We start from the raw sequence: 22,674 nt of genomic DNA on the forward strand, positions 1-22,674 counted from the left end.
TCATGTTAAAGAAAATTATAAAAAGACCCGTACTGGCAACGGTTATTTCCGTATTGCTTGTTATTCTGGGGATTGTAGGGATGGTAAGCCTTCCGATTACCAAATTTCCGGACATTGCGCCACCTACCGTTATGGTAACAGCGGCTTATCCGGGAGCCAATGCAGAGACCATTGCAAGGTCCGTGGCACCACCATTGGAAAATGCCATCAACGGAGTGGAAAACATGGATTACATTACTTCCACTGCGAGTAATGACGGTACTTTAAGTATTACCGTTATCTTTAAACTGGGAACAGATCCCGATCAGGCAGCGATCAACGTTCAGAACAGAGTAGCGCAGGTGACTAACCAACTGCCTGCTGAAGTAATCCAGGCCGGAATCACGACGGTGAAGAGGCAGAACAGTATGATTGCAATGGTTTCCCTGACGAGCAAAGACGGCTCAATGGATGATCTTTTCCTTGAAAACTATGCAAAGATCAATATCGTACCGGAACTTAAAAGGGTAAAGGGAGTGGGAGATGCTATGGTGTATGGGAATAAAGATTATTCCATGCGTATCTGGCTTGATCCGAATAAACTGACCTCATATAACCTTACTCCGTCTGATGTTTCCCGTGCCATTCAGACCCAGAATCTTGAAGCGGCCCCGGGAAGATTGGGAGAAAGAAGTAAGGAAGTGATGGAGTATGTTCTCCGTTACAAAGGAAAATTCACAGAACCTCAGCAGTATGAGAATATTACCATCAAAGCTTTGAGCGATGGTTCTGTTTTGAAATTAAAAGATGTTGCCAGAGTAGAATTCGGAGCTTACAGCTATACGGTTTCTTCCAACTTTAACAAAAAGCCTTCCGTAACGATGGCGATCTTCCAGATGGCAGGATCTAATGCCAATGAAGTGCAGATCGCCCTTCAGGAAAGAATGAAAGAACTTGAAAAATCTTTTCCGGCCGGAATGGATTATGAAATTCCCTATGCCACAAAAGAAGCATTGGACCAGTCAATTGAGCAGGTAATTCATACATTGATAGAGGCATTTATACTCGTATTCATTGTGGTGTATATTTTCCTGCAGGATTTCCGCTCAACTTTGATTCCGGCGATTGCAGTTCCGGTATCTATCGTGGGAACCTTCTTCTTTATGAAAGTCTTCGGGTTCTCCATCAATATTCTGACATTGTTTGCCCTTGTACTGGCCATCGGTATCGTTGTAGATGATGCCATTGTGGTGGTAGAAGCCGTGCATGCTAAAATGGAGCACAAAAAACTCAATCCGAGAGCAGCTACCATGTCTGCCATGAGTGAGATTACGGGAGCTATTGTTTCTATTACCCTGATCATGTCTGCAGTATTTGTTCCGGTGGCATTTATGAGTGGTTCTACAGGTCTGTTTTATCAGCAGTTTGCCCTTACACTGGCTATTGCGATTGTTATTTCGGCGGTCAATGCATTGACACTGAGTCCTGCATTGTGTGCCCTGTTCCTGAAACAGCATCATGGTGGAGCTCACGAAAAGATGAACTTTAAGGATCGTTTCTTTGCGGGATTCAATGCAAGCTTCAATAAACTGACTTTTCGTTATGGAAAAGCCGTGTTATTCCTTTTAAAAAGAAAATGGATTGCCCTGGTGATCATTGTGGCATTCGGAGGATTGTTTGCATGGATGTCAATGACTACCCCTAAAGGATTTATTCCTGATGAAGACCAGAGTTTCATTATTGTAACAGCAAATCTTGCTCCGGGAGCATCCAAGGACAGAACTTCAAAAGTAGTTTCCGACACGGAAGACCTGCTGATGAAGAATCCTGCAGTAGAAAAAGTGATTTCTGTGGACGGATTAAACCTGTTCAGTGGTTCCATGTCATCATCGGCAGCTTCTATTTTCGTTAAATTAAAAAAAGGAGGCGAGAGAGGACCTGTCAATAATATCAATGACATTATAGGACAAACCCAGGGAATGCTTTCTCAGGATAAAAGAGCCAATTTCCTTGTGATCAATACCCCAACGGTAGATGGTTTCGGAAATACTAGCGGAATGGAGCTTGTGCTTCAGGACCGTACCAATGGAGAACTTCAGAACCTGGGGAATATCTCCTATGGAATGATGGGTGCTTTGATGCAGAGACCTGAAGTAGCAGTGGCATTTACTACGTTTGATGTTACCTATCCACAGTTTGAAGTACTTGTAGATGAGGTAAAATCTGCCCAGCTGGGAGTGAATGTTTCAGATGTACTGGGCGTGATGCAGGGATATTACGGAAGTATTCAGGCTTCGGATTTCAACAGGTTCGGAAAATATTACAGGGTACTGGTACAATCCACTCCTGAGGCAAGACAGGATAAAGAATCTCTGAACGGAATTTTCGTAAAAAATAATTTAGGACAAATGGTACCCGTGAATACATTGGTGAGTTTAAAACAGGTAACAGGTGCTGAAGTGGTAGACCGTTTTAACCTGTTCAATTCATCCAATTTAACTGTGATGGCTGCTCCTGGATACAGTACGGGACAGGCAATGGCGGCTGTTGAAGAGGTGAGTAAGCAGGTGCTTCCTCCGGGATATACCTATGATTACAAAGGAATGAGCCGTGAAGAAGCAGGTTCCAGTTCTCAATCGGTAATGATCTTCGGACTGTGTATCGTGTTTGTATTCTTTCTTTTATCTGCTCAATATGAAAGTTATATTCTTCCACTTGCAGTATTGATTGCGATTCCGGTAGGTTTATCGGGAGTATTTGTAGGAATTACGTTTGCCGATCTTTCCAATAATATTTATGTACAGATTGCTTTGGTGATGCTGATCGGATTGCTGGCGAAGAATGGTATTCTGATTGTGGAATTTGCCATTCAGAGACGTAGAGCTGGGAAAAGCCTTATCGCTTCTGCGGTTGAAGGAGCCAAAGCACGTTTGCGTCCAATTCTGATGACCTCTCTGGCATTTATTACAGGATTACTTCCATTGTTGTTTGTGGTAGGTCCTTCAGCAATGGGTAACCATTCCATTGGATATGCAGCTGTTTCAGGGATGCTTTTCGGAACCATTCTGGGGATTTTTGTAGTTCCTGTTCTTTTTGTGGTATTCCAGGCATTGCATGAAAGAATCAACGGAAGAGTAGTAACCGATGCAGATTGGGAATATTAATTCAAATGATTTTAAAAATGAAAATTAAAAATATAGCATATATCGCATTCATTTCAGGAACGGCTATTTCCTGTAAAGTTCAGAAATATGAACAGCCTGAAGTGAAAATGCCTGAAGTCTTCAGAAGCGACAGTATTGTTGCAGATCATCATGAAAATATTGCAAAGATCAGTTATAAAGACTTTTTCAAAGATCCGGTTCTGGTAGGTCTTATCGATAAGGCCATGGTGCAGAACAATGACCTTCAGGTGGCTTTGAAACAGATAGAATTTGCGTCTCTTGCCTATACTCAAAGTAAGTGGGGAAATGTTCCTGTCATAAGTGCTGCGGCCAATGCCAACATCAGCCGCCCTTCGGACAACAGTATGAACGGAATGATGGCCGGGCAGTTTATGGGAAAGAGGTATATGGAAGATTATACAGCGTCTGTCAATATTTCGTGGGAAGCGGATATCTGGGGAAAGATCAGAGGAAGGAAAGAGCAGGCACTGACCGATTATCTTAAAACCCAGGAAGCGGCAAAGGCGGTAAAAACCAAGTTGGTGGCTGCGGTTGTGCAAGGGTATTATAACCTGCTGATGCTGGATACACAGCTGGAGATTACAAAATCCAATTTAATCTATGCGGATAATACCTTAAAATTCCTTACAAAACAACAGGAACTGGGATTGACAACTGCTCTGGCGGTACAGCAGCAGGAAATTGTGAAGGATCAGATTCTGAAAACAATTCCGGCCATTGAAAGTTCGGTTGCCACTCAGGAAAATGCTCTGAGTCTGCTGACCGGCTCTATGCCTGGGAAGATTGAAAGAAGTGCGGGGCTGGATAATGTGCTGTCTCCGGATCAGATAGGAGCAGGTATTCCTACAGAATTGTTGAGCTACAGACCGGATATCAAAACGGCAGAACTCGAAGTAAGAAAAAGCGCAGCAGCTATTCATATTGCAAAGGTGAACATGTATCCTTCATTGAATATTACCGCACAAGGAGGAGTAAATGCTTTCCAGATCAGCAAATGGTTCAGTATTCCGGGATCTCTTTTCGGAATGGCTGCAGGAGCGATTGCACAGCCTATTCTGAACGGGAAGCAGTTGAAAACTCAATATGAACAGTCGAAAGTGCTGGCTGATCAGGCTGAAATCGGTTTTAAACAATCTGTTTTAAAAGCAGTGGGTGAAGTATCTGATGCACTGGTGCAAATTCAGAAGCTGGAAGAACAGCAGAAAATTGCTGAAGGGTTGGCCTTGAAATCCGGTGAAGCTGTCAATAAAGCTGATCTTTTATTTAAATATAATTCAGCGACTTATGTGGAAGTTATTATGGCTCAAACCAATAAACTGCAGACAGAGCTGGAACTGGCTTCCCTGAAAGCCCAAAGGCTGAATGCTATAACGGCTTTGTACCGTTCTGTAGGTGGAGGATGGCAATAAAGTAAAATTGAATCTGCTTCGTCTTTCATAATGAAGCAGGTTTTTAAATCCATATTACTATGAAGACAAATATACAAGAGGGGATCATTCTTATTCCGGATTTCAGCGGATTTACCGAATTTGTGTTCAATACAAAACTGTACACCGGTGAATATATCGTAAGACAGCTACTGTCTACCCTGATTGATGTGAATAATCAGTATTTCGAAATTTCTGAGATTGAGGGTGATGCCATTTTATTTTACCGTTATGACGAAAGTCCGTCTTACAAAAGCATCTCAAAAATGCTCTGGAACATGAGAAATGCTTTCAACAGAAAGATTGAAGAGCTTAGTAAAAGCTTAAGCACTACGATTGACCTTTCCCTCAAATTTATTGTTCATTATGGATCTTTTTCGCAGTATAATATCGGTAATTTCAGAAAACTATATGGAAAAACAATCGTAGAAGCTCATCAGCTGTTGAAAAACGGAGTGGCAGAGCAGCCTTCCTATGCACTTTACAGTAATTCTTTTCTGGAAAGCAGTAAGAATCAGGAACATGAATTTAATAATGACCAACACCACCTGCCTGAAGTAGGAGTTATCCATTATTTTGAAACTTTAAACTAGCATATTTTTTATTTTAATCCTTGTAAATTTGCTATTGCTAGCGGCCCGGGTGAGATCCGGGCTTTTTTATGAGCCATAGTAATCTTGATTTTTTTTAATAATATAGAATTGTGAATAATGTTTGTTTTGAGTTGATTTGTTGTCGAAATATTTTAAAAATGGATATTTTATTGACATATTTTTCTGTTTTTGAATTTATATTGAGTTGTTGAAATGCTATCTTATTGAGCCCTAAATATTTATTTTAAATTTTTTTACCAATTCCTGTAACAAAAGTACCTTATGAGTGGTCTTATAGAAAAAACTATAATTTCACATGAAAATAATCTTATTTCCCATAGCAATATTAACGGGTTCTTTAGCTTTAGCCCAGACTCAGGCTGCAAAAGATACACTAAAGACCAATGCAAAGGAGATAGAAGGGGTAACTCTTGTAGCCAGAAAGCCTACCGTAGAATCTAAAGTAGACAGAACCGTTTTTAATGTAGCCAATAGCTCTATTGTGGCTGGAAATACCACCTGGGATGTCCTCAGAATGACCCCGCTGGTAAGCATTGATAATAATGATGCCGTAAAAGCGGAAGGGCAGACGGTTACTGTATACATTAACGACAGAAAATCTGTTTTTACCGGAAAAGAACTGAAAGAATACCTGAAAACGATTCCTGCAGATAACCTGATGAAGATTGAAGTGATCACCAGCCCGTCTTCACGTTATGAAACTTCCGGATCTGTGATCAATATCGTATTAAAAAAAAGAGATGATGAAGGGCTAAAAGGCAGTATTTCCCTGAATAACAGACAAAGTACCAAAAACTCACAATACACCAATTTTAACCTGAATTACCATAAGAAAAAATTTACCCAGACTTTTATTGGAAGTTACAGTGACGGGTATTATGTGCAAAAGAATGAAACCACAGATACCCGGTATGAAAATAACAGGGTTACCCAGCTCAGCATGCAGAATGAGATGAAAAATGAAAGTCCTTCTCTTTCCTCTACTTCAGAATTTGAGATTAATGAGAAGAACAATATCGGAATTGTACTGGAATACTCCCAGAACAGGAGTTTATCTTTTGCTGAATCAAATGGAACACAGTCAATGAACGGCATTCTGAATGACTCTTACCGCCAGATCCAGAATACCTGGGGATTCAGCCGTAATTTAGGAACTAATGCTTTTTATAAGTATTATGATAAAGAAAAGAGCAAAATTCTGGACATCAATATCGGAACAAATTATTCAAGTTATAATAATGATAATCTGATTAATAAACAAGGTGCCAAAAACCAGGAACTGGGAATTATCAATAGAAACGAAATGCGTAATTATTACCTGAAAGTGGACTATACACAGCCGCTGGGTAAATCCGGAGGAACTATTGAAGTAGGAGGTAAAATGGATTTTAATAATCATGTTATTCCGAACAGCCTTTACGGATTCAGTTTAAATGATCCCGGTTCAGAGTTCTATAGCCTGTTCAGAAATGACACCTTCCATTACGAAGATAATCTGAGCTCTTTATATGCCAACTACAGCAAAACGTTTTTCAAGAAACTGGAAGCAAGAGTAGGGCTTCGATACGAGTATATCGACTATAAAGTAAGACAGGATGTAGCAGGCACCGAACGAAGAGATTCCTATGGCAGCTTTCTTCCCAATCTTTTGCTGAAATATAATTTTTCAGAAAAGTATGACGTGAGCCTTACCTATAACCGAAGTATCTGGAGACCGTGGTATGAGGAATTCAATCCTTTCCTTGTTCCTGAAATCAACGGAACGTATTCCAGAGGAAATTTATACCTGAATCCCAACCCTAATGACCGTCTTTATCTGAAATTCGGAATTTTGAAAAAGTACTTCCTTTCCGTAAGATACATGCATACCAACCAGGATTACTGGACTACCTATGTATCTGAAAACGGAAGAACTGTTTCCCTGCCTGGGAATTTTGACGGAAAAGTAGAAAAGTATTATCTTTTTGCCAATACCAACCAGAACTTTCTGAAAAATAAACTGAACGTGAATGTAGGATTTGGCTGGTACTATATCAATAATAAAGATTTTAATGAAAAGAATAAGTTAGGAGCTAAAGATTATATCAACTATTGGGGCGGATCTCTTAATGCTTCCTACACCAATCTTTTCAACAAGAATATTAACCTGAGTGTATGGATGGAAATTGCGAATCAGAATAACGGGAATACCTATGCCAACAATACTAATGTGTTCCACAATATTTCTATGACCAAGATTTTCCCTAAAACCCAGATGGAGCTAAGCATGCAGCTGATGAATATCTTTAAAAGACCTTATGCGGATAATACTACTTACAGCCCTGACGGAACTTTCAGACAGTACTCTAAATGGGACTGGTACGGAGTTTCTCTTACTTTTGTAAAACGTTTCGGAAACCAGAAAGTAAAAGAAAATACCAAAACTGACGTAGAGAAAAACGGCGGCGGCGGAAAATAATTCAAGATTTGTTAGATACTATAAAAGCAGGTTTCAATTTGGAATCTGCTTTTTATTTTTGGCTGGAAGCTAGAAGAGGGAAGTAATGAGGTACATTCTTGATTGTTAAAAAAAAATTGCGTAATCTCCTAAATCTGCGGGAAACAATCTATATGTGAATTTAAACCATTAAGAATATATTAAGCTGTTAAGAGTATTAAGGAATGTCTAAAGACATTTTTTAAGAAGGTTGCTTCATTCAAATTTATTTGAACCTTAATGTTCCTTAAAAACTTAAATCACCTTAATGGTTTAAAAAGATCTCTCGTAGATTTTAAAAGATCTCTGAGATCTCCGTGATGTGTGTGAAATAATGAGGAATAAAAAAAAACAGACCCCAATTCGGGATCTGCTTCATTCAACCAAATAAATTAATATAATGTAAGATATTTTTTTTGAAAGTATATTCTCAAATGAATTTTATTTAAGGGTAAACTTCACTTTAGTTTTAATAGCGTCAGAAGAATTTCCAATCTGTGCTTCAAAATCTCCCGGTTCAGCTACCCAATCATGTTTTTGAGCATCAAAATAACTTAGAGCTGTTTTATCAATGGTGAAACTCACTTCCTTTTGTTCTCCAGGATTCAGGTATACTTTTTCAAAACCTTTCAATTCTTTTGCAGGGCGCGGAACAGAAGATTTTAAATCACTGATATAAAGCTGGGCCACTTCAGCTCCTGCTTTCTTACCTGTATTTTTAACGGTTACTGTAAATGTAATTTTACCGTCTTGTGAAATAGTAGTCTGGTCGGCTTTTGCTTTTCCGAATTCAAAAGTTGTATAGCTCAATCCATGTCCGAAACTGAACAACGGTTTTATATTCTTAGTGTCATGCCAACGATACCCTACAAAAATGCCTTCGTTGTAAGTAATATTGATAGGGTTCTTTTGATCTTTACCTTTTCCTGCGGCCAACTCATCCTTTTGTCCCGGATATTCTCCAAGCTGATGGGCGGAATTGTCTTCAAGTTTTATAGGGAAGGTAAACGGCAATTTTCCTGATGGGTTGGCATCTCCGGCTAAAATGGCAGCAATAGAATTTCCGGCTTCAGACCCCAGATACCAGGCTTGTACAACCGTTGGAACTTCCTTGATCCATGGCATTGCCACAGCATTTCCGGAAACTAAAACAACGGCAAGGTTTTTATTCGCTTTGGCAAGAGCAGCAATTACGTGATCCTGATTATAAGGTAATCCGTAGCTTTTTCTGTCATTTCCTTCGCTGTCCTGGAAATCTGCTTTGTTCAATCCTCCTACGAAAATTACATAATCCGATTTTTTAGCTAATTCTACAGCTTCATTCAGTAATTCGGCTTCAGAACGGGTATCTTTTAAATCCTGTCCGGATTTTACGCCATTGTATTCACCTCCGATATCGCCTACATAACCTCTTGCATACTGTACATCAGCTTGTTTTCCAAATCTGGTTTTGATTCCGTCCAGAGGAAGTGTTTCATATTTTACTTTTAATGAAGAAGAACCACCGCCAACAGTCATTATTTTGATGGCATTTTCTCCGATAACCGCTATTTTTTTAGCCTTATTAAGATCAATAGGAAGAACATTTCCCTGATTTTTTAATAAAACAATTCCTTCTTCGCCAATTTCTTTAGCAACCGCTTTGTGCTCTTCAGAAGCAATATTTCCGAAAGGCTTGTTGCGGTTCATCGTGGTTTTATAAGCAAGACGAAGTAATCTTGTTACTTTGTCATCCAGTTCTTTGGTGCCAACTTTTCCTGCTTTAATCAGATCAAGGTAAGGCTTTGCCAGATAATAATTGTCATAGGCATTTTTAGTACCTGCGGAAAGTCCGTTGGTCCATGATCCGAATTCAAGGTCAAGTCCGTTATGGATGGCCTGTTCCGTATTGTTGACTGCTCCCCAGTCTGATACCACAACCCCTTTATAATTCCATTCTTTCTTTAAAATATCATTTAAAAGATACTGATTCTGGCTGGCATACTGACCTTTGTACATATCATAAGCACCCATAATAGTCCATGAATCCCCTTCTGTTACAGCTGCTTTGAAAGGAGGTAGATAAATTTCATACAACGCTCTGTCATCTACATTCACATTGCTTGTATGACGGAACATTTCCTGATTATTCAGGGCAAAATGTTTTACAGAAGTGGCTACACCATTAGATTGCACTCCTTTAATATAAGGAACTACCATCTTTGAAGTCAGATAAGGATCTTCGCCCATGTATTCAAAATTTCTTCCGTTCAGTGGAGTTCTGTAAATATTAACTCCAGGTCCCAGAAGAATATCTTTTTTTCTGTAACGGGCTTCTTCACCCAACGCTTTCCCATAGTTCCATGACATTTTTTTGTTCCAGGTTGCGGATAAAGCAGTAAGGGCAGGGTAGGCGATAATAGAGTCATTGGTCCATCCGGCCTGATCCCATTCATCCCACATTACTTCAGGACGAACCCCGTGAGGACCATCTGTTGTCCAGAATTCAGGAATTCCCAATCTTGGTACACCCGGTGAACTGAATTTGGACTGTGCATGAAGCATAGCCACTTTTTCTTCCAGTGTCATTCTTGATAATGCATCCTGAATACGCTGTTCTACAGGTTTTGATTCATCTAAATAAGCGGGGATGGTACTACTTGTCTGAGCCATATAAGAAGCAGAAATAAAGGTGAGTAAACTTATAATGACGGTTTTCTTTAACATAATGCCTTTCTGTTTGATTAAAAACAAAAATAGACAAAATTTTTATTATCTCAAATTGAGAAAATAAAAAAAATAGCAAATAAAAAACCGTCTACCCATTTGCAGACAGTTTATTATTAAATATTTTTAATTATTACGAGAAAAAATGAAGAGAAGTTGATGGGGAAACATATAAGTGAAAAGGCTAAAAGCGAAATTGCAAAATGATAAAAGACGAATAGAGCTACTCTCGTATACTTTCATTCAACATCTCGAATCTTACGCTCTTAACAAAGTGTCTAGATTCTACGGAATGACAATGAGGACGTATAGGTATGGCGTGTAGTTTGTCCATTCCGAAGGAATCTCACTCAAACCCTCTTACTCTCCAATCCTCCAACTAGCATCCCGAAACTCGTATCCCGAATCCAATCTCATAACTCTAATTCTCTAATACTCTCAAACCCTCAAACTCTCCCACACTAAAACCCTCTCACTCATCAATCCCATCCTTTCACAGCACCTCCTTTGAAGATCTCTTTAGCTTTCTTTTCCACTTCGGGAGACTGATAGGCTTTTACAAAGTTTTTTACTTTCTGGCTGTTTTTATTATCCTGCCTGGCGACCACCACATTCACATAAGGTGAGTCTTTATCTTCCACGAGAATACCTTGTTTTTCCTGATCCAGTCCTGCTTGTGCTGCAAAGTTATTATTAATCACCCCTACAACAACATCTCTGTCTTCCAAAACCCTTGGAATCTGAGCGCCTTCAATCTCCATGATTTTCAATTGTTTCGGATTTTCTGTAATATCCGTTACTTTGGGCAGAAGTCCGACACCATCTTTCAATTTCAACAGACCGCTTTTTTGCAGAAGCAGTAAAGAACGTCCTCCGTTGGTAGGATCATTGGGTATAACAATCGTGTTGCCTTCCTGTAACTGACTGATATTCGTAATCTTTTTGGAATAGGCAACAATAGGATACACAAATGTATTTCCTACAGGCACAAGGTTGTATCCTCTCTGTTTTGATTGTTCTGTTAAATAAGGAATATGCTGAAAGGCATTAGCATCAATATCTCCGTTGGTCAAAGCTTCGTTGGGAACTACATAATCATTGAAAGGGATCAATTCCACTTCCAGATTGTATTTGTCTTTAGCTACTTTTTTGGCCACTTCAGCAATTTCCTGTTCCGGACCATACGTAATTCCTACGCGGATAAAGTTCGGGTCATCTTTTCTTCCCGAGCAGGCACTGAATAACAAAATTCCTGCAACCAATACACCAAAAATCTTTATTTTTTTCATTCTATTTTTTATTTAAATACTATTGAAGCAAAAGAGTAAAAAATGATCTTATCCATTCCCATACCCCGAAACTCGCACCCCGAATCTCAAACCCTCAAACACTCCCACTCTCAAACCCTCTCACCCAAAAACTACCTGTGATCAAATCTTTTTGATAATCTATCGCCCATAAACTGGATGATAAATACCAAAAGAACAAGCAGAATCAAAACGGTGTTCATAATAACAATATCATATCCGATATATCCGTACTGGTAGCCTACCTGTCCAAGTCCGCCAGCTCCTACAGCACCACCCATTGCAGAGTAACCTACTAAGGTAATCAAAGTGATAGTCGCATTATTGATTAATGAAGGAAGTGCTTCAGGAAGCAAAACTTTTCTGATAATCTGTAATGGAGAAGCTCCCAAAGCTCTGGCTGTTTCTATCAAACCATGAGGAACCTCAATCAGGCTGTTCTCTACAAGTCTTGCAATAAAAGGGGCAGCTCCCACACTGAGAGGCACCAAAGCGGCATTCACACCAATAGAAGTTCCTGCAAGAATTCTGGTGAAAGGAATCATCCATACAATCAGAATAATGAAGGGAATGGCACGGAAAATATTAACAAGAATAGATAGTCCTCTATGGTAGGCTGCATTTTCCAGCAGTTGTCCTTTTCTGGTTAAAAATAACATGATTCCTACCGGAAGTCCCAGCACAAATCCAAAAAATCCGGATAAAAATGTCATATAAACCGTTTCCCAGGTTCCTTTTGCCAAAAGGGCAATTACCGTATCACTAAGCATATCCTTTTACTGTATTTTGAATTTTATTTTGGTTGAAATAATAGATCGCCTGTTGGTTTTCTTCGGCTTCACCCTGAAGCTGCAAAAGTAGTTTACCAAAATTGGAATTTCCAAAATATTCTACATCTGCCTTTAACAATTTATAAGGGATTTTATATTGGCTGTATAGCGTTGAAAGAATCTGTTCAACACTGATGTTTTCGTTAAGTTCTATTTCGACCAGCGGAAATAAACCTTCTTTAGGCTCTTTCTGCAGTCTGTTGATGAGTTCCTGTGGCAGGGTCATGATGTCTGAATTGATGAACTGGCGGATGATCGGGTTTTCTTTATCCGAAATAATCTCGCTCAAAGTTCCTTTTGTTAATAATTTTCCTTTATCGATCACAGCAACGTGGTTGCAGACCGCTTTGATGACTTCCATTTCGTGGGTAATTAAAAGTATAGTAATTCCCAGTCTCTGATTGATATCTCGTAAAAGCTGCAGAATAGACTGCGTGGTAGCCGGATCCAGTGCGCTGGTTGCTTCATCACAAAGCAGAAGGTGAGGATCATTGGCCAAAGCCCTTGCAATGGCTACTCTTTGTTTCTGCCCTCCGGAAAGGCTTTTAGGATAATCGTTGGCTTTATCTTCAAGTCCTACAATCTTCAGGAGTTCGTTTACTTTTCTGTTGATTTCGTCCTTGCTGGTATGATCCAGTTCCAATGGAAGCGCTACATTATCAAAAACAGTTCTTGAAGAAAGAAGATTGAAATGCTGGAAGATCATTCCGATTTTTTTGCGCTCCTCAGCCAGTTGTTTGGAGCTAAGTTTGGTGAAATCCTTTCCGTTAATAATGATCTGTCCTTCATCCGGTCTTTCTAATAAATTGACCGTACGGATCAGCGTACTTTTTCCTGCACCTGAAAAACCGATAATTCCTACAATATCTCCTTTATCTATATTAAGACTCACCTTATCCAGTGCCTTAAAGGACTGTTTTTTCTGGTGAAATGTTTTTGATATGTTTCTGATTTCTATCATTCTGATTTTATATACTTTTTAAATAGGCTGATATCTTCTGCCTGTTCTGTTTAAAAATCTCCTTACTCTTCTGATTTTGACCTTGGCCCGTTTTGAAAGTCTGAAATACTTGGTGACATTGGTTAGAAGTACTCCCAACAATATGATGAATAAACCATACAGCTGACCTCCATTGATGCTTTGGTTGGCAACAATCCAGCCAGCAATCACTGTTACAATAGGATTGATGTAGGTATGGGTGCTTACCAAAGCAGCGGGTTTTACGGACAGAAGCCAAATGTACGACAAATAAGCGACTATCGATCCAAAGAAGATCAAAAATAGAACCCCAAACCATGCCGATAACGGAACCGCAGAAACTGAAAAATCAGTCCATTCTCTTCTGAAAAAAGCAATGATAAAAGAAGCTAATCCAGCTACTATAAGCTGTTGTGCAATATTCATAAACGTAGATTGGGAAGCAGGATTTTTCTTTGAATATAATGAACCCAATACCCATGCAATGGAACTTAATCCTAATACTATAAATGCCGTAATACGCAGGTTTCCATCAGTGATTGCATGAGCATTAGAATTTACGCTGCCTTTTAAAAACATAACCAGTCCTACAAATCCGATAATCAATCCTATCGGAATGAATTTATCCGAAAAATAATATTTCCAGTTCTTTTTATCAATGGCAATAAACCAGAACGGCCCCGTTGCGATAGAAATAGCAGCCTCAGAAGCTGTCACATATTGTTCTCCCCAGGCTACCAGCCCGGTTCCTCCGGTAAGAATAAGAATACCGGTAATGGCATTTTTCTTCCAGTTGATCAGAGAATTTGCTTTTTCTCCTTTAGACAGAAGATATCCTATCATCAGAATTCCGGCAACCAGAAATCTTAATCCTGAAAGAATGAATGGCGGAAAACCTTTTAAGCCAAATGAAATAGCTAAAAACGTAATTCCCCATATCACATAAATGTTTGTAAACGCCAATGGAATTAACCATTTGTTTTTAGAATTGCTCATTTTTATTTTTTTAATGTTGTTGTGTTCAATGAAAAAAGGCTCTACCACGTGGTAAAGCCTTTGAAAATATATCTAAATAAAAGTAAGGTCAACCACAGTATTCTTGATGTATAGGCATACACATATCCTTCATCATATTTTTGATGGTATGTTTCTTCATTGAATTATATTTTAATTCTGCCTTCATTTTGTCTTATTTCCTGAATACGTTTGCAAATATATAATATAATTTTTATTAGTCCACTAAAAAAGTAGGCTTTTTAAATATTAAATTATCATTAATGAGTTAATTAGCTTTATTTCAGTGTTTTATGTGTTTTTATTTTTTACTTATTTAAAACTGTTTATCAATGTTTTATGCTTTTTAATTCAAATGCTATAGAAATTGACTGGTAATTGGAGTTGTGGAAAATATAAAATAAATTGAATTTTTTGAGAATTGTGTAAAGTTGGTTGTGTGATGTTTAAAAAATGATTTAAAATGTGTTTGCGGAAACGGAGTTTTGCATTTATTAAACTAGTTAAATGCGCAAGATTTCTGTTCACTGTAATTTAGCATCAAAATTAAAAGACATGGACAATAGAATTTTAGGTCTGCATCATATCACTGCTATTGCAGACAACGCGAAAAGAAATTTAGATTTTTATACCAAAGTTTTAGGCGTAAGACTGGTAAAGAAAACCGTAAATTTTGACGATCCGGGAACGTATCACTTCTATTTCGGAAATGAAAACGGAACTCCGGGAACCATTCTTACATTCTTTCCGTGGGAAGGAATAGGGAAAGGTACCAATGGAAGCGGAATGGCGACTCATATCGGATATTCTGTACCCAAAGGAAGCCTTGACTTCTGGAAAAATCATTTACAAAGCCTCAATGTAACCACAGAAGAAGGCGAAATTTTTGGAGAAAAGATGATTTCTTTCAATGATCCGGACGGACTTCAGTTACAGCTGATAGAACCATTAGTTGAAGACAACAGAAAAGTATGGACAACTGATGATATTAAAGATGAAAATGCATTAAGAGGCTTTCATAATGTTACTTTAACCTTAAAAAAAGCAGATCCTACCATTAAAGTTCTGACCGATATTTTAGGGTATGATTTGCAGAAACAGGAGGGAGAAAGATACAGATTGGCAACTGATGCCATTGATACGGCTAATATTGTTGATATTATTGAAAATGATACCATTCCGGCAGGTAGAAATGCAGCGGGAACCAATCACCACATTGCATTCAGAGTAAAAGATGACAATGTTTTGATGGAATATCGTGAGAAAGCCTTATCCGCAGGACTAAGTATCACTCCAAAAATCAACAGAGATTATTTCTACTCACTGTATTTCCGTGAACCTGGGGGTGTTTTGTTTGAAATAGCAACCGATAATCCGGGATTCACTGTGGATGAACCTTTGAATGAATTGGGAACCAACCTTAAACTTCCTGTTCAATATGAAGGAATGCGTGAGAAAATACAAGGAGTATTGTCGAACTTATCATAGATCATCGGTCATATTTTATAAAGATGCTAATTTTGAATTAAGATTTAAAAACAATAAAAATGGAAAGAACAGAAATAGTTTTAGAAGGAAGAAAAGGAGAGATTCAGCTTTTCTCAGATGATCATAAAGCAGGTAAAATGGACATATCAGTCATTGGAAAAAAGCTGACTGTTTACCATACCGAAGTAAACCCGGAATATGAAGGAAAAGGTTTTGCCAAAATTTTACTGGAAAGACTGGTTTCCTACGCAAGAGAAAATGATTTGAAAATTCTACCGCTATGTCCTTATGTTCACGCTCAGTTCAAACGTCATCCGGAAGAATATAATGATGTATGGTTGAAGGAAGAACTGTAGGGAGTTTGAGATGCGGGTTTCGGGATGCGGGTTTTCGAGATTCGAGTTTGAGAGTCGGAGGGTAAGAGGGTTTGAGAGTCTTGAGCTAAAAAACATAAGATGAATAAAGTTATTCTCGAACTTATCAACCGAACCCCGAATCCCGAAATCTCGGATCCATCATAATAACCAATTAACAATTTTATCACAATGAAACTTATCACAGGATTGCATCACGTTACGGCAATTACCGGCAATGCACAGGAAAATATAGATTTTTATACCGGAGTTTTGGGACTTCGGTTGGTCAAAAAAACGGTCAATTTTGATTACTCAGATGTTTATCATTTTTACTTCGGTGACGAATACGGAACACCGGGAACGATTATGACTACTTTTCCTTATGGTAAAGATCTGATCAATGGCAGACATGGTAAAGGAATGCTCAATACAACAGCTTTTTCAGTTTCTATCGATGCCCTGGATTATTGGATGAACCGTCTGGAACAATTCAATATTCCCTTCAAGCAGCCGCAGCAAAGGTTCTCTGATGAAGTTTTCATTTATCTTGAAGATTTTGATGGATTGGGATTGGAATTGGTTTTTAATGATAAAGACGAGAGAAAAGGATATTACAACGGTTATATTCCTAAAGATTATGCGATAAAAGGAATTCATCATGTGGAAATCTGGCAGGATGCCTATGAAAGAACAGCAGCACTTCTGACCACTCAGATGGATCATAAAGTAATCAAAGAAAGCCCTGACCGATTGAGATTGGGAACAGAAAATATGCCGGGGAAATATGTAGATCTGCTTTCTACCCCAAATGCTTTAAAAGGATTAGCAGGAAGAGGAACAGTTCACCACGTAGCTTTTGCCACTCCCGATGCGGAATCCCAGTTGGAAATGGTAAAAAGATTAAATGCATACGGATTGGAGCATACCGAAGTGAAAGACAGAAAATATTTTACTTCCGTATATTTTAAAGAACCGGGAGGCGTTTTGTTTGAAATTGCAACTTCAGGTCCAGGTTTCGATGTAGATGAAGAAGCAGCATTTTTAGGAGAAGATCTGCAATTGCCGCTACAGTTTGAAAAAAGAAGAGAACGTTTGAAAGAAGTTCTTCCTAAAATCGATTATCCAACAGAAAAATTCAGATAAAAATAATGAGTCATATTTTAAATATAAAAACAGCAGGAATTCCATTAAATCAGGCAGAAAAAGCTTTAATAATGATTCATGGACGCGGAGGAAGTGCTCAGGATATTCTGAGTTTGTCCCAGCATTTAAATGTAAAAGATTATGCACTGCTGGCTCCACAGGCTTTGAATCACACCTGGTATCCTTTTTCATTTATAGCTCCCGTAGAACAAAATGAACCGTGGTTATCATCTGCTATTGAAATGGTTGAAGAAACTGTAAAAGCAGCTGTTAATGCAGGAATTAAACCTGAAAACATTTACTTCTTCGGATTTTCCCAGGGAGCCTGTCTTACCCTTGAATTTTTAGCCCGAAACGCTCAGAAGTTCGGTGGAGCAGCTGCCATTATCGGTGGTGTGATTGGAGATAAAATCAACCGTGAAAATTATAATGGCGATTTTGCAGGAACTCCGGTTTTCCTGGGAACCAGCAATCCTGATTTTCATGTTCCGGTAGAAAGAGTATACGCTACAGCCAATATTTTAAGAGAAATGAATGCAGAGGTAACAGAAAAAGTATATGCCAATTTCGGACATTCTATTAACGAGGAAGAAATTGAAATCGCTAATTCAGTTATATTTAAATAATGTAACCACAAAAGTCACAAAAGATTTGATAAGTTAATATTGAACTTTTGACAAGAATACTTAAGTTTTATAAAAATCTTTGATTTTTCTCTTATGTGATCTTTATATAGTATTTTTATTAAACTTCTTAAACATTTTAAAACAAAAACTTTGTGACTTTTGTGGTTATTACATTTTAGGAATCTAACCCAATACATCAATTAGCATTCAATAGCGGTGGGCTTTAGCCCGCCAAACAAAAAATCACTGGTTTTAGCCCAAACCTAAATAGCCCAAACCTAAATAACCCAAACCTAAAAACTAACTTCTAACCTCTAATTTCTAATTTCTAAAAAAACATGCACGAACAACTCCTTTTAATCCTTGGACTTTTATTACTCGTTATGCTGCTGGTCATGCTGGCACAGCGGATCAAAATAGCCTATCCTATCTTTCTGGTACTTGCCGGATTGGGGATCAGCCTTATTCCCGGAGTCCCTGTTTTAAAGCTGGATCCGGAGATTATATTTCTGATTTTCTTACCACCTCTTTTATACGAAGCAGCCTGGTACACTTCATGGAATGACTTCTGGAAATGGAAGCGTCCCATCAGTCTCTTGGCTTTCGGGTTGGTATTTCTGACTTCTTTAGTAGTTGCCTACACTTCACAAATGTTGATTCCGGGGTTTACGCTGGCATTAGGATTTTTATTGGGAGGAATTGTTTCGCCGCCGGATGCCGTAGCAGCCACAACAGTTTTAAAAGGATTAAAAGTTCCCAAACGTACGATTGCCATATTGGAAGGAGAAAGTTTGATTAATGATGCTTCTTCACTGATTGTTTTCAGATTTGCTCTGGCCGCTGTAATGACAGGTGCTTTCTCAATGCATGAAGCGACTGGACAGTTTTTTCTGGTAGCAGGTATGGGTGTTGTCGTAGGGATTTCAGGAGCTCATATTTTTTATGCTATTCACCGTTTTTTACCCACTACACCCGCTATTGATGCAGCACTTACGGTAATGACGCCATATATTTTATTTCTTTCTGCGGAACATTTTCATTTTTCTGGGGTGATGGCTGTCGTGAGCGGAGGATTGTTTATGTCTTTCCGTGCTCATGAGATTTTTAAAACAGGAACCACAAGAATCAATATGACAGGAGTCTGGAACACCCTGATTTTTGTGATGAATGCTTTGGTTTTTGTATTGATTGGTCTTGAACTTCCGGATATAATCAATGGATTAGGGGACATTTCACTAATGGAAGGTATTAAATATGGTTTGATTATAAGCCTGATCGTCATTGTGGTACGTCTTTTATGGATCTATCCAGTGGCTCATCTTCCAAGATGGTTTAGTGAAAAGGCCCGCCGTGATCCGAGTCCGGGATGGAAAAATCCTTTAATCATAGGCTGGGCAGGAATGAGAGGAGTGGTTTCCCTGGCAACAGCCTTGTCTATTCCGGTGATGATGAATTCACAAGCTGAGTTTCCGATGAGAAATCTGATTATTTTTATCACATTTGTGGTTATTTTTGTAACCTTGGTGTTTCAGGGACTTACCCTGCCTTTGATCATTAAATTAACCAAAATAGGAGAGATTGATCATATTTTGCCTTCTCACGAACAGCAGGCCGGAATTCAGATGAGACTGGATAAACTTGCCGTTCATAAACTTGATAATGAATACAATGACGCGGTGAACAGCAATGGTCTGCTGGAGAACCTTAAAAAGGCGCTGGAAAGTGATATCAAACTTCACCAGAATCATCTCAATTCTATTGAAATGTGCACCAACAGACGAAATGATATGGCAGAATATCATAAAGTAATGCTGGATATATTTGCCTTACAGCGAAAAGAACTCTTTAAAATGAAACGCGAAAAACTTTTCAGTGATGATGAAATCCGAAAAGCAGAATCACAACTGGATTTAAACGAATTGAAAATTACAGGGAATAAGCATTTGTAGGAAGGTTCGGGATGCGTGATACGGGTTTGAGAGTAAGAGAGTTTGAGATTGGGGTGTGAGGTTTCGAGTTTCGGATACGAGTGGGTGAGTTTGAGGATGGGTGCGTTTGAAATTGTAAGGGTGTAAATTGCTACAGAATGGACAAACTAAGCACTTTATTTATCCACACACTATCTCATTCCGCAGGAATCCAAATCGTCATTTTACCCTTTACATAAACAATATAAACATTAAACTCTAAACCTCGAACTTTAAACCTTAAACCTTGAATTTTAAACTTTAAACACTGAACAACATGAAAACATTACATTTTTTAGTCATAGGAAAGAATCGGGAAATTCTGGATACTTTAAAAAGAATTATAGAAAACAATGAAGGCTGGACAGCAGAAATACAAAGTGATGAAAATTTCTGCTATCAGTATATAAAGAATAATACGGTGGATATTGTTCTTTTAAGTTCCGGCTTAGAGGAGGATTTTGAGAAAGATATAAAAATATTCTGTGCCGGTTTGGATAAGGACGTTAAAGTAATCGATCATTACGGAGGAGGAAGTGGACTTTTAAAGAATGAAGTTTACAGTCTTTTTCCTAATTTGCAGGGATAAACCTGATAGTATGTTCGAAAATATCATCAAAAATATTACACGATTTATATCAATCACTCCGGAAGAAGAAAAAACTTTTACAGATCTGCTTGTTTGCCAGTCGTTTCCAAAGAAAACGGTTTTGCTCAGAGAAGGAGAGATCTGCCAGTTTGAAGGGTATATTCACAAAGGATGTGTGAGAATGTATTGTTTGGATGATAATGGTTCTGAAGTAACGTTGTTATTTGCCATTGAAGATTGGTGGATCAGTGATATTGCCTCATTTCAGGAGCAGAAACCTTCTAAAGTGTATATTGAAACGTTGGAAGACTCAGAAATTTATATGTTGAATCCTTCAACGAAAGAAAAACTATTACAGGAGATTCCTAAATTCGAAAGGGTTTTCAGAATGCTGGTTCAGAGAAACCTGGCAACCCTGCAGAGCCGACTGGTGAATACCATTTCCAAAACTGCATCAGACAGATACCTTGAGTTCATCAAAGTATATCCTTCAATCCCGCAAAGAGTAGCACAGTATTATATTGCTTCCTATCTGGGAGTTTCAAAAGAATTTGTCAGTACCATCAGAAAGCGCCTTGCTTCAAAGGAGAAATAAATCTTAGTTTTTATACTTGCAGATTGCAGAGATTTGCATGGATTTTATAGGTGTGAATATTCCTGTGAAATTATAGTCACCCATTTTATCGGAGATAAAATCCTTGCGCCTTAAAAATATTTAGCTTAAAAAACAACTTGCGCCTTTGCGTTTTCCAACTATTTTTTGACTTATCATCCATACAGAGATTCCTATGGAATGACACAATTGCAATAATGGCCTTACCCACACAGTTTGTCATTCCGTAGGAATCTAAATAGAGTTATTCTTTAAAATATTATATCAAATTAAATAGTTCCTAAGAGTAAAAAGCCTCTTGCGCTTTCCAAAAAATAGCAATCCAATATAGTTATACTGTCGAATACAAAAGTATCCGGCATTTTTTTTTGCTGCAAAGTCATTTATTAAACTAGTTAAATGTGCAGGGTTTCCGGTCTCTCTAAATTTGTCCTATCAAACAAGAACAAATAACAATCTGATATGGACAGAAAAGATTTTTTAAAGAAAGGATTATTGGGAACAGGAATGTTTGTAGCATCAGCTTCTTTGGCCAGTGCTATGAAAAATGACATCGACGAGATCGAACCATTAGAACCTATCGGATACAATCATCTTCCCAATACAGAATCAAAAATAAAAGAAAACTCTGTGATCCACAGAGCTGATTCAAGAGGAAAAGCAGATCACGGATGGCTGTTGAGTCAGCACACTTTCAGTTTTGCCAATTATTACAACCCTGAAAGAATGCACTTTGGAGTATTGAGAGTCCTGAATAATGATAAAGTGGAGGCAGGAAGAGGTTTCGGAACCCACCCTCATGACAATATGGAAATCATCAGTATTCCTTTGGAAGGTGATCTTGAACACAAAGACAGCATGGGAAATACAGCAGTGATCAGAAGCGGAGATATTCAGGTCATGAGTGCAGGAACCGGAATTATGCACAGTGAATTCAATAAAAACAGTGATCAACTGGTGAAATTCCTTCAAATCTGGATTTATCCGAAAAAAAGAAATGTGACGCCGAGATATGATCAGATCACTTTAGACAAAACCAAAGGTCATAATCAATTTCAACAGATTCTTTCCCCCAATGAAGATGACGAAGGTGTATGGATTCATCAGGATGCATGGTTTCATCTGGGAACTTTTGATCAGAATAAAGAAACGCTTTATCAGATCAGAAAAAAAGGAAACGGAATCTATGCTTTTATTTTAAAGGGAAGCGCAGAAATAGGCGGAGAGATCATAGAAGAACGAGATGGATTCGGAGTTTGGGATATTCAGGAAATTACAATCAAAACCCTTCAGGAAGGTACAGAAATCCTTTTAATGGAAGTACCAATGACACTATAAAAATTAAACAAAAATAACAACTCTTAAATTTTAAATT

Annotated in this window: 17 protein-coding genes; 12 read left to right on the top strand and 5 right to left on the bottom strand. The window is 38.3% G+C overall.

Features of this window, described 5'->3' with window-relative positions:
* Positions 1–2 precede the first annotated feature (2 nt).
* The 4 genes from ACTJJF_RS00955 to ACTJJF_RS00970 all read left to right on the top strand — a co-directional run bounded on the left by ACTJJF_RS00955 (position 3) and on the right by ACTJJF_RS00970 (position 7,663).
* Complete coding sequence (locus ACTJJF_RS00955; RefSeq protein ID WP_440698370.1) at positions 3–3,143, top strand: efflux RND transporter permease subunit; 3,141 nt, start codon at positions 3–5, stop codon at positions 3,141–3,143.
* Between the two features lie 17 nt (positions 3,144–3,160).
* Positions 3,161–4,573: an efflux transporter outer membrane subunit gene (locus ACTJJF_RS00960; protein ID WP_440698371.1), complete on the top strand. Its 1,413-nt coding sequence runs from the start codon at positions 3,161–3,163 to the stop codon at positions 4,571–4,573.
* A gap of 59 nt (positions 4,574–4,632) precedes the next feature.
* Positions 4,633–5,184, top strand: a complete 552-nt coding sequence (locus ACTJJF_RS00965) for a DUF2652 domain-containing protein (protein WP_440698372.1) — start codon at positions 4,633–4,635, stop codon at positions 5,182–5,184.
* 316 nt (positions 5,185–5,500) lie between these two features.
* Positions 5,501–7,663, top strand: a complete 2,163-nt coding sequence (locus ACTJJF_RS00970; RefSeq protein WP_440698373.1) for an outer membrane beta-barrel protein — start codon at positions 5,501–5,503, stop codon at positions 7,661–7,663.
* 459 nt (positions 7,664–8,122) lie between these two features.
* Here the strand turns inward: ACTJJF_RS00970 and ACTJJF_RS00975 are convergent, their stop codons facing one another.
* From ACTJJF_RS00975 to ACTJJF_RS00995, 5 genes are all read right to left on the bottom strand, one after another.
* The gene (locus tag ACTJJF_RS00975; protein WP_440698374.1) at positions 8,123–10,387 is read right to left on the bottom strand and encodes a glycoside hydrolase family 3 C-terminal domain-containing protein; all 2,265 of its coding nucleotides are present in this window, start codon (positions 10,385–10,387) and stop codon (positions 8,123–8,125) included.
* A gap of 479 nt (positions 10,388–10,866) precedes the next feature.
* On the bottom strand, positions 10,867–11,676 hold the full coding sequence (gene metQ, locus ACTJJF_RS00980; RefSeq protein WP_440698375.1) for a methionine ABC transporter substrate-binding lipoprotein MetQ: 810 nt from the start codon (positions 11,674–11,676) through the stop codon (positions 10,867–10,869).
* Between the two features lie 131 nt (positions 11,677–11,807).
* A complete protein-coding gene (gene metI, locus ACTJJF_RS00985; RefSeq protein WP_413931733.1) occupies positions 11,808–12,464 on the bottom strand; it encodes a methionine ABC transporter permease MetI in 657 nt (218 codons plus the stop codon).
* Positions 12,457–13,485, bottom strand: a complete 1,029-nt coding sequence (locus tag ACTJJF_RS00990; RefSeq protein ID WP_440698376.1) for a methionine ABC transporter ATP-binding protein — start codon at positions 13,483–13,485, stop codon at positions 12,457–12,459. Before ACTJJF_RS00990 ends, metI begins: the two co-directional genes overlap by 8 nt.
* A gap of 18 nt (positions 13,486–13,503) precedes the next feature.
* Entirely contained in the window at positions 13,504–14,499 is a 996-nt protein-coding gene (locus ACTJJF_RS00995; RefSeq protein WP_440698377.1) for an EamA family transporter, read from the bottom strand.
* A 573-nt stretch (positions 14,500–15,072) separates the two neighbouring features.
* On the opposite strand from ACTJJF_RS00995, the gene ACTJJF_RS01000 reads away from it, so the two are divergent.
* The 8 genes from ACTJJF_RS01000 (at position 15,073) to ACTJJF_RS01035 (ending at position 22,637) form a co-directional block, all read left to right on the top strand.
* Positions 15,073–16,005: a ring-cleaving dioxygenase gene (locus ACTJJF_RS01000; protein WP_440698378.1), complete on the top strand. Its 933-nt coding sequence runs from the start codon at positions 15,073–15,075 to the stop codon at positions 16,003–16,005.
* A gap of 59 nt (positions 16,006–16,064) precedes the next feature.
* Entirely contained in the window at positions 16,065–16,361 is a 297-nt protein-coding gene (locus ACTJJF_RS01005; protein ID WP_047433770.1) for a GNAT family N-acetyltransferase, read from the top strand.
* A gap of 189 nt (positions 16,362–16,550) precedes the next feature.
* Positions 16,551–17,504, top strand: a complete 954-nt coding sequence (locus tag ACTJJF_RS01010; protein WP_212648965.1) for a VOC family protein — start codon at positions 16,551–16,553, stop codon at positions 17,502–17,504.
* 5 nt (positions 17,505–17,509) lie between these two features.
* Positions 17,510–18,130, top strand: coding sequence for an alpha/beta hydrolase (locus ACTJJF_RS01015; RefSeq protein ID WP_114822502.1), 621 nt, complete (start codon positions 17,510–17,512; stop codon positions 18,128–18,130).
* Positions 18,131–18,468: 338 nt separating this feature from the next.
* A complete protein-coding gene (locus tag ACTJJF_RS01020; protein ID WP_440698379.1) occupies positions 18,469–20,079 on the top strand; it encodes a Na+/H+ antiporter in 1,611 nt (536 codons plus the stop codon).
* 295 nt (positions 20,080–20,374) lie between these two features.
* Positions 20,375–20,686 (top strand): hypothetical protein, encoded by a 312-nt coding sequence (locus ACTJJF_RS01025; RefSeq protein ID WP_440698380.1) that lies wholly within the window; start codon positions 20,375–20,377, stop codon positions 20,684–20,686.
* Positions 20,687–20,696: 10 nt separating this feature from the next.
* Positions 20,697–21,281: a Crp/Fnr family transcriptional regulator gene (locus tag ACTJJF_RS01030; protein WP_413931741.1), complete on the top strand. Its 585-nt coding sequence runs from the start codon at positions 20,697–20,699 to the stop codon at positions 21,279–21,281.
* Between the two features lie 480 nt (positions 21,282–21,761).
* Positions 21,762–22,637: a pirin family protein gene (locus ACTJJF_RS01035; protein WP_440698381.1), complete on the top strand. Its 876-nt coding sequence runs from the start codon at positions 21,762–21,764 to the stop codon at positions 22,635–22,637.
* Positions 22,638–22,674 lie beyond the last annotated feature (37 nt).

It is taken from the genome of Chryseobacterium sp. 22458 (genome assembly GCF_052044975.1).
In the GTDB taxonomy this organism is placed as follows: domain Bacteria; phylum Bacteroidota; class Bacteroidia; order Flavobacteriales; family Weeksellaceae; genus Chryseobacterium.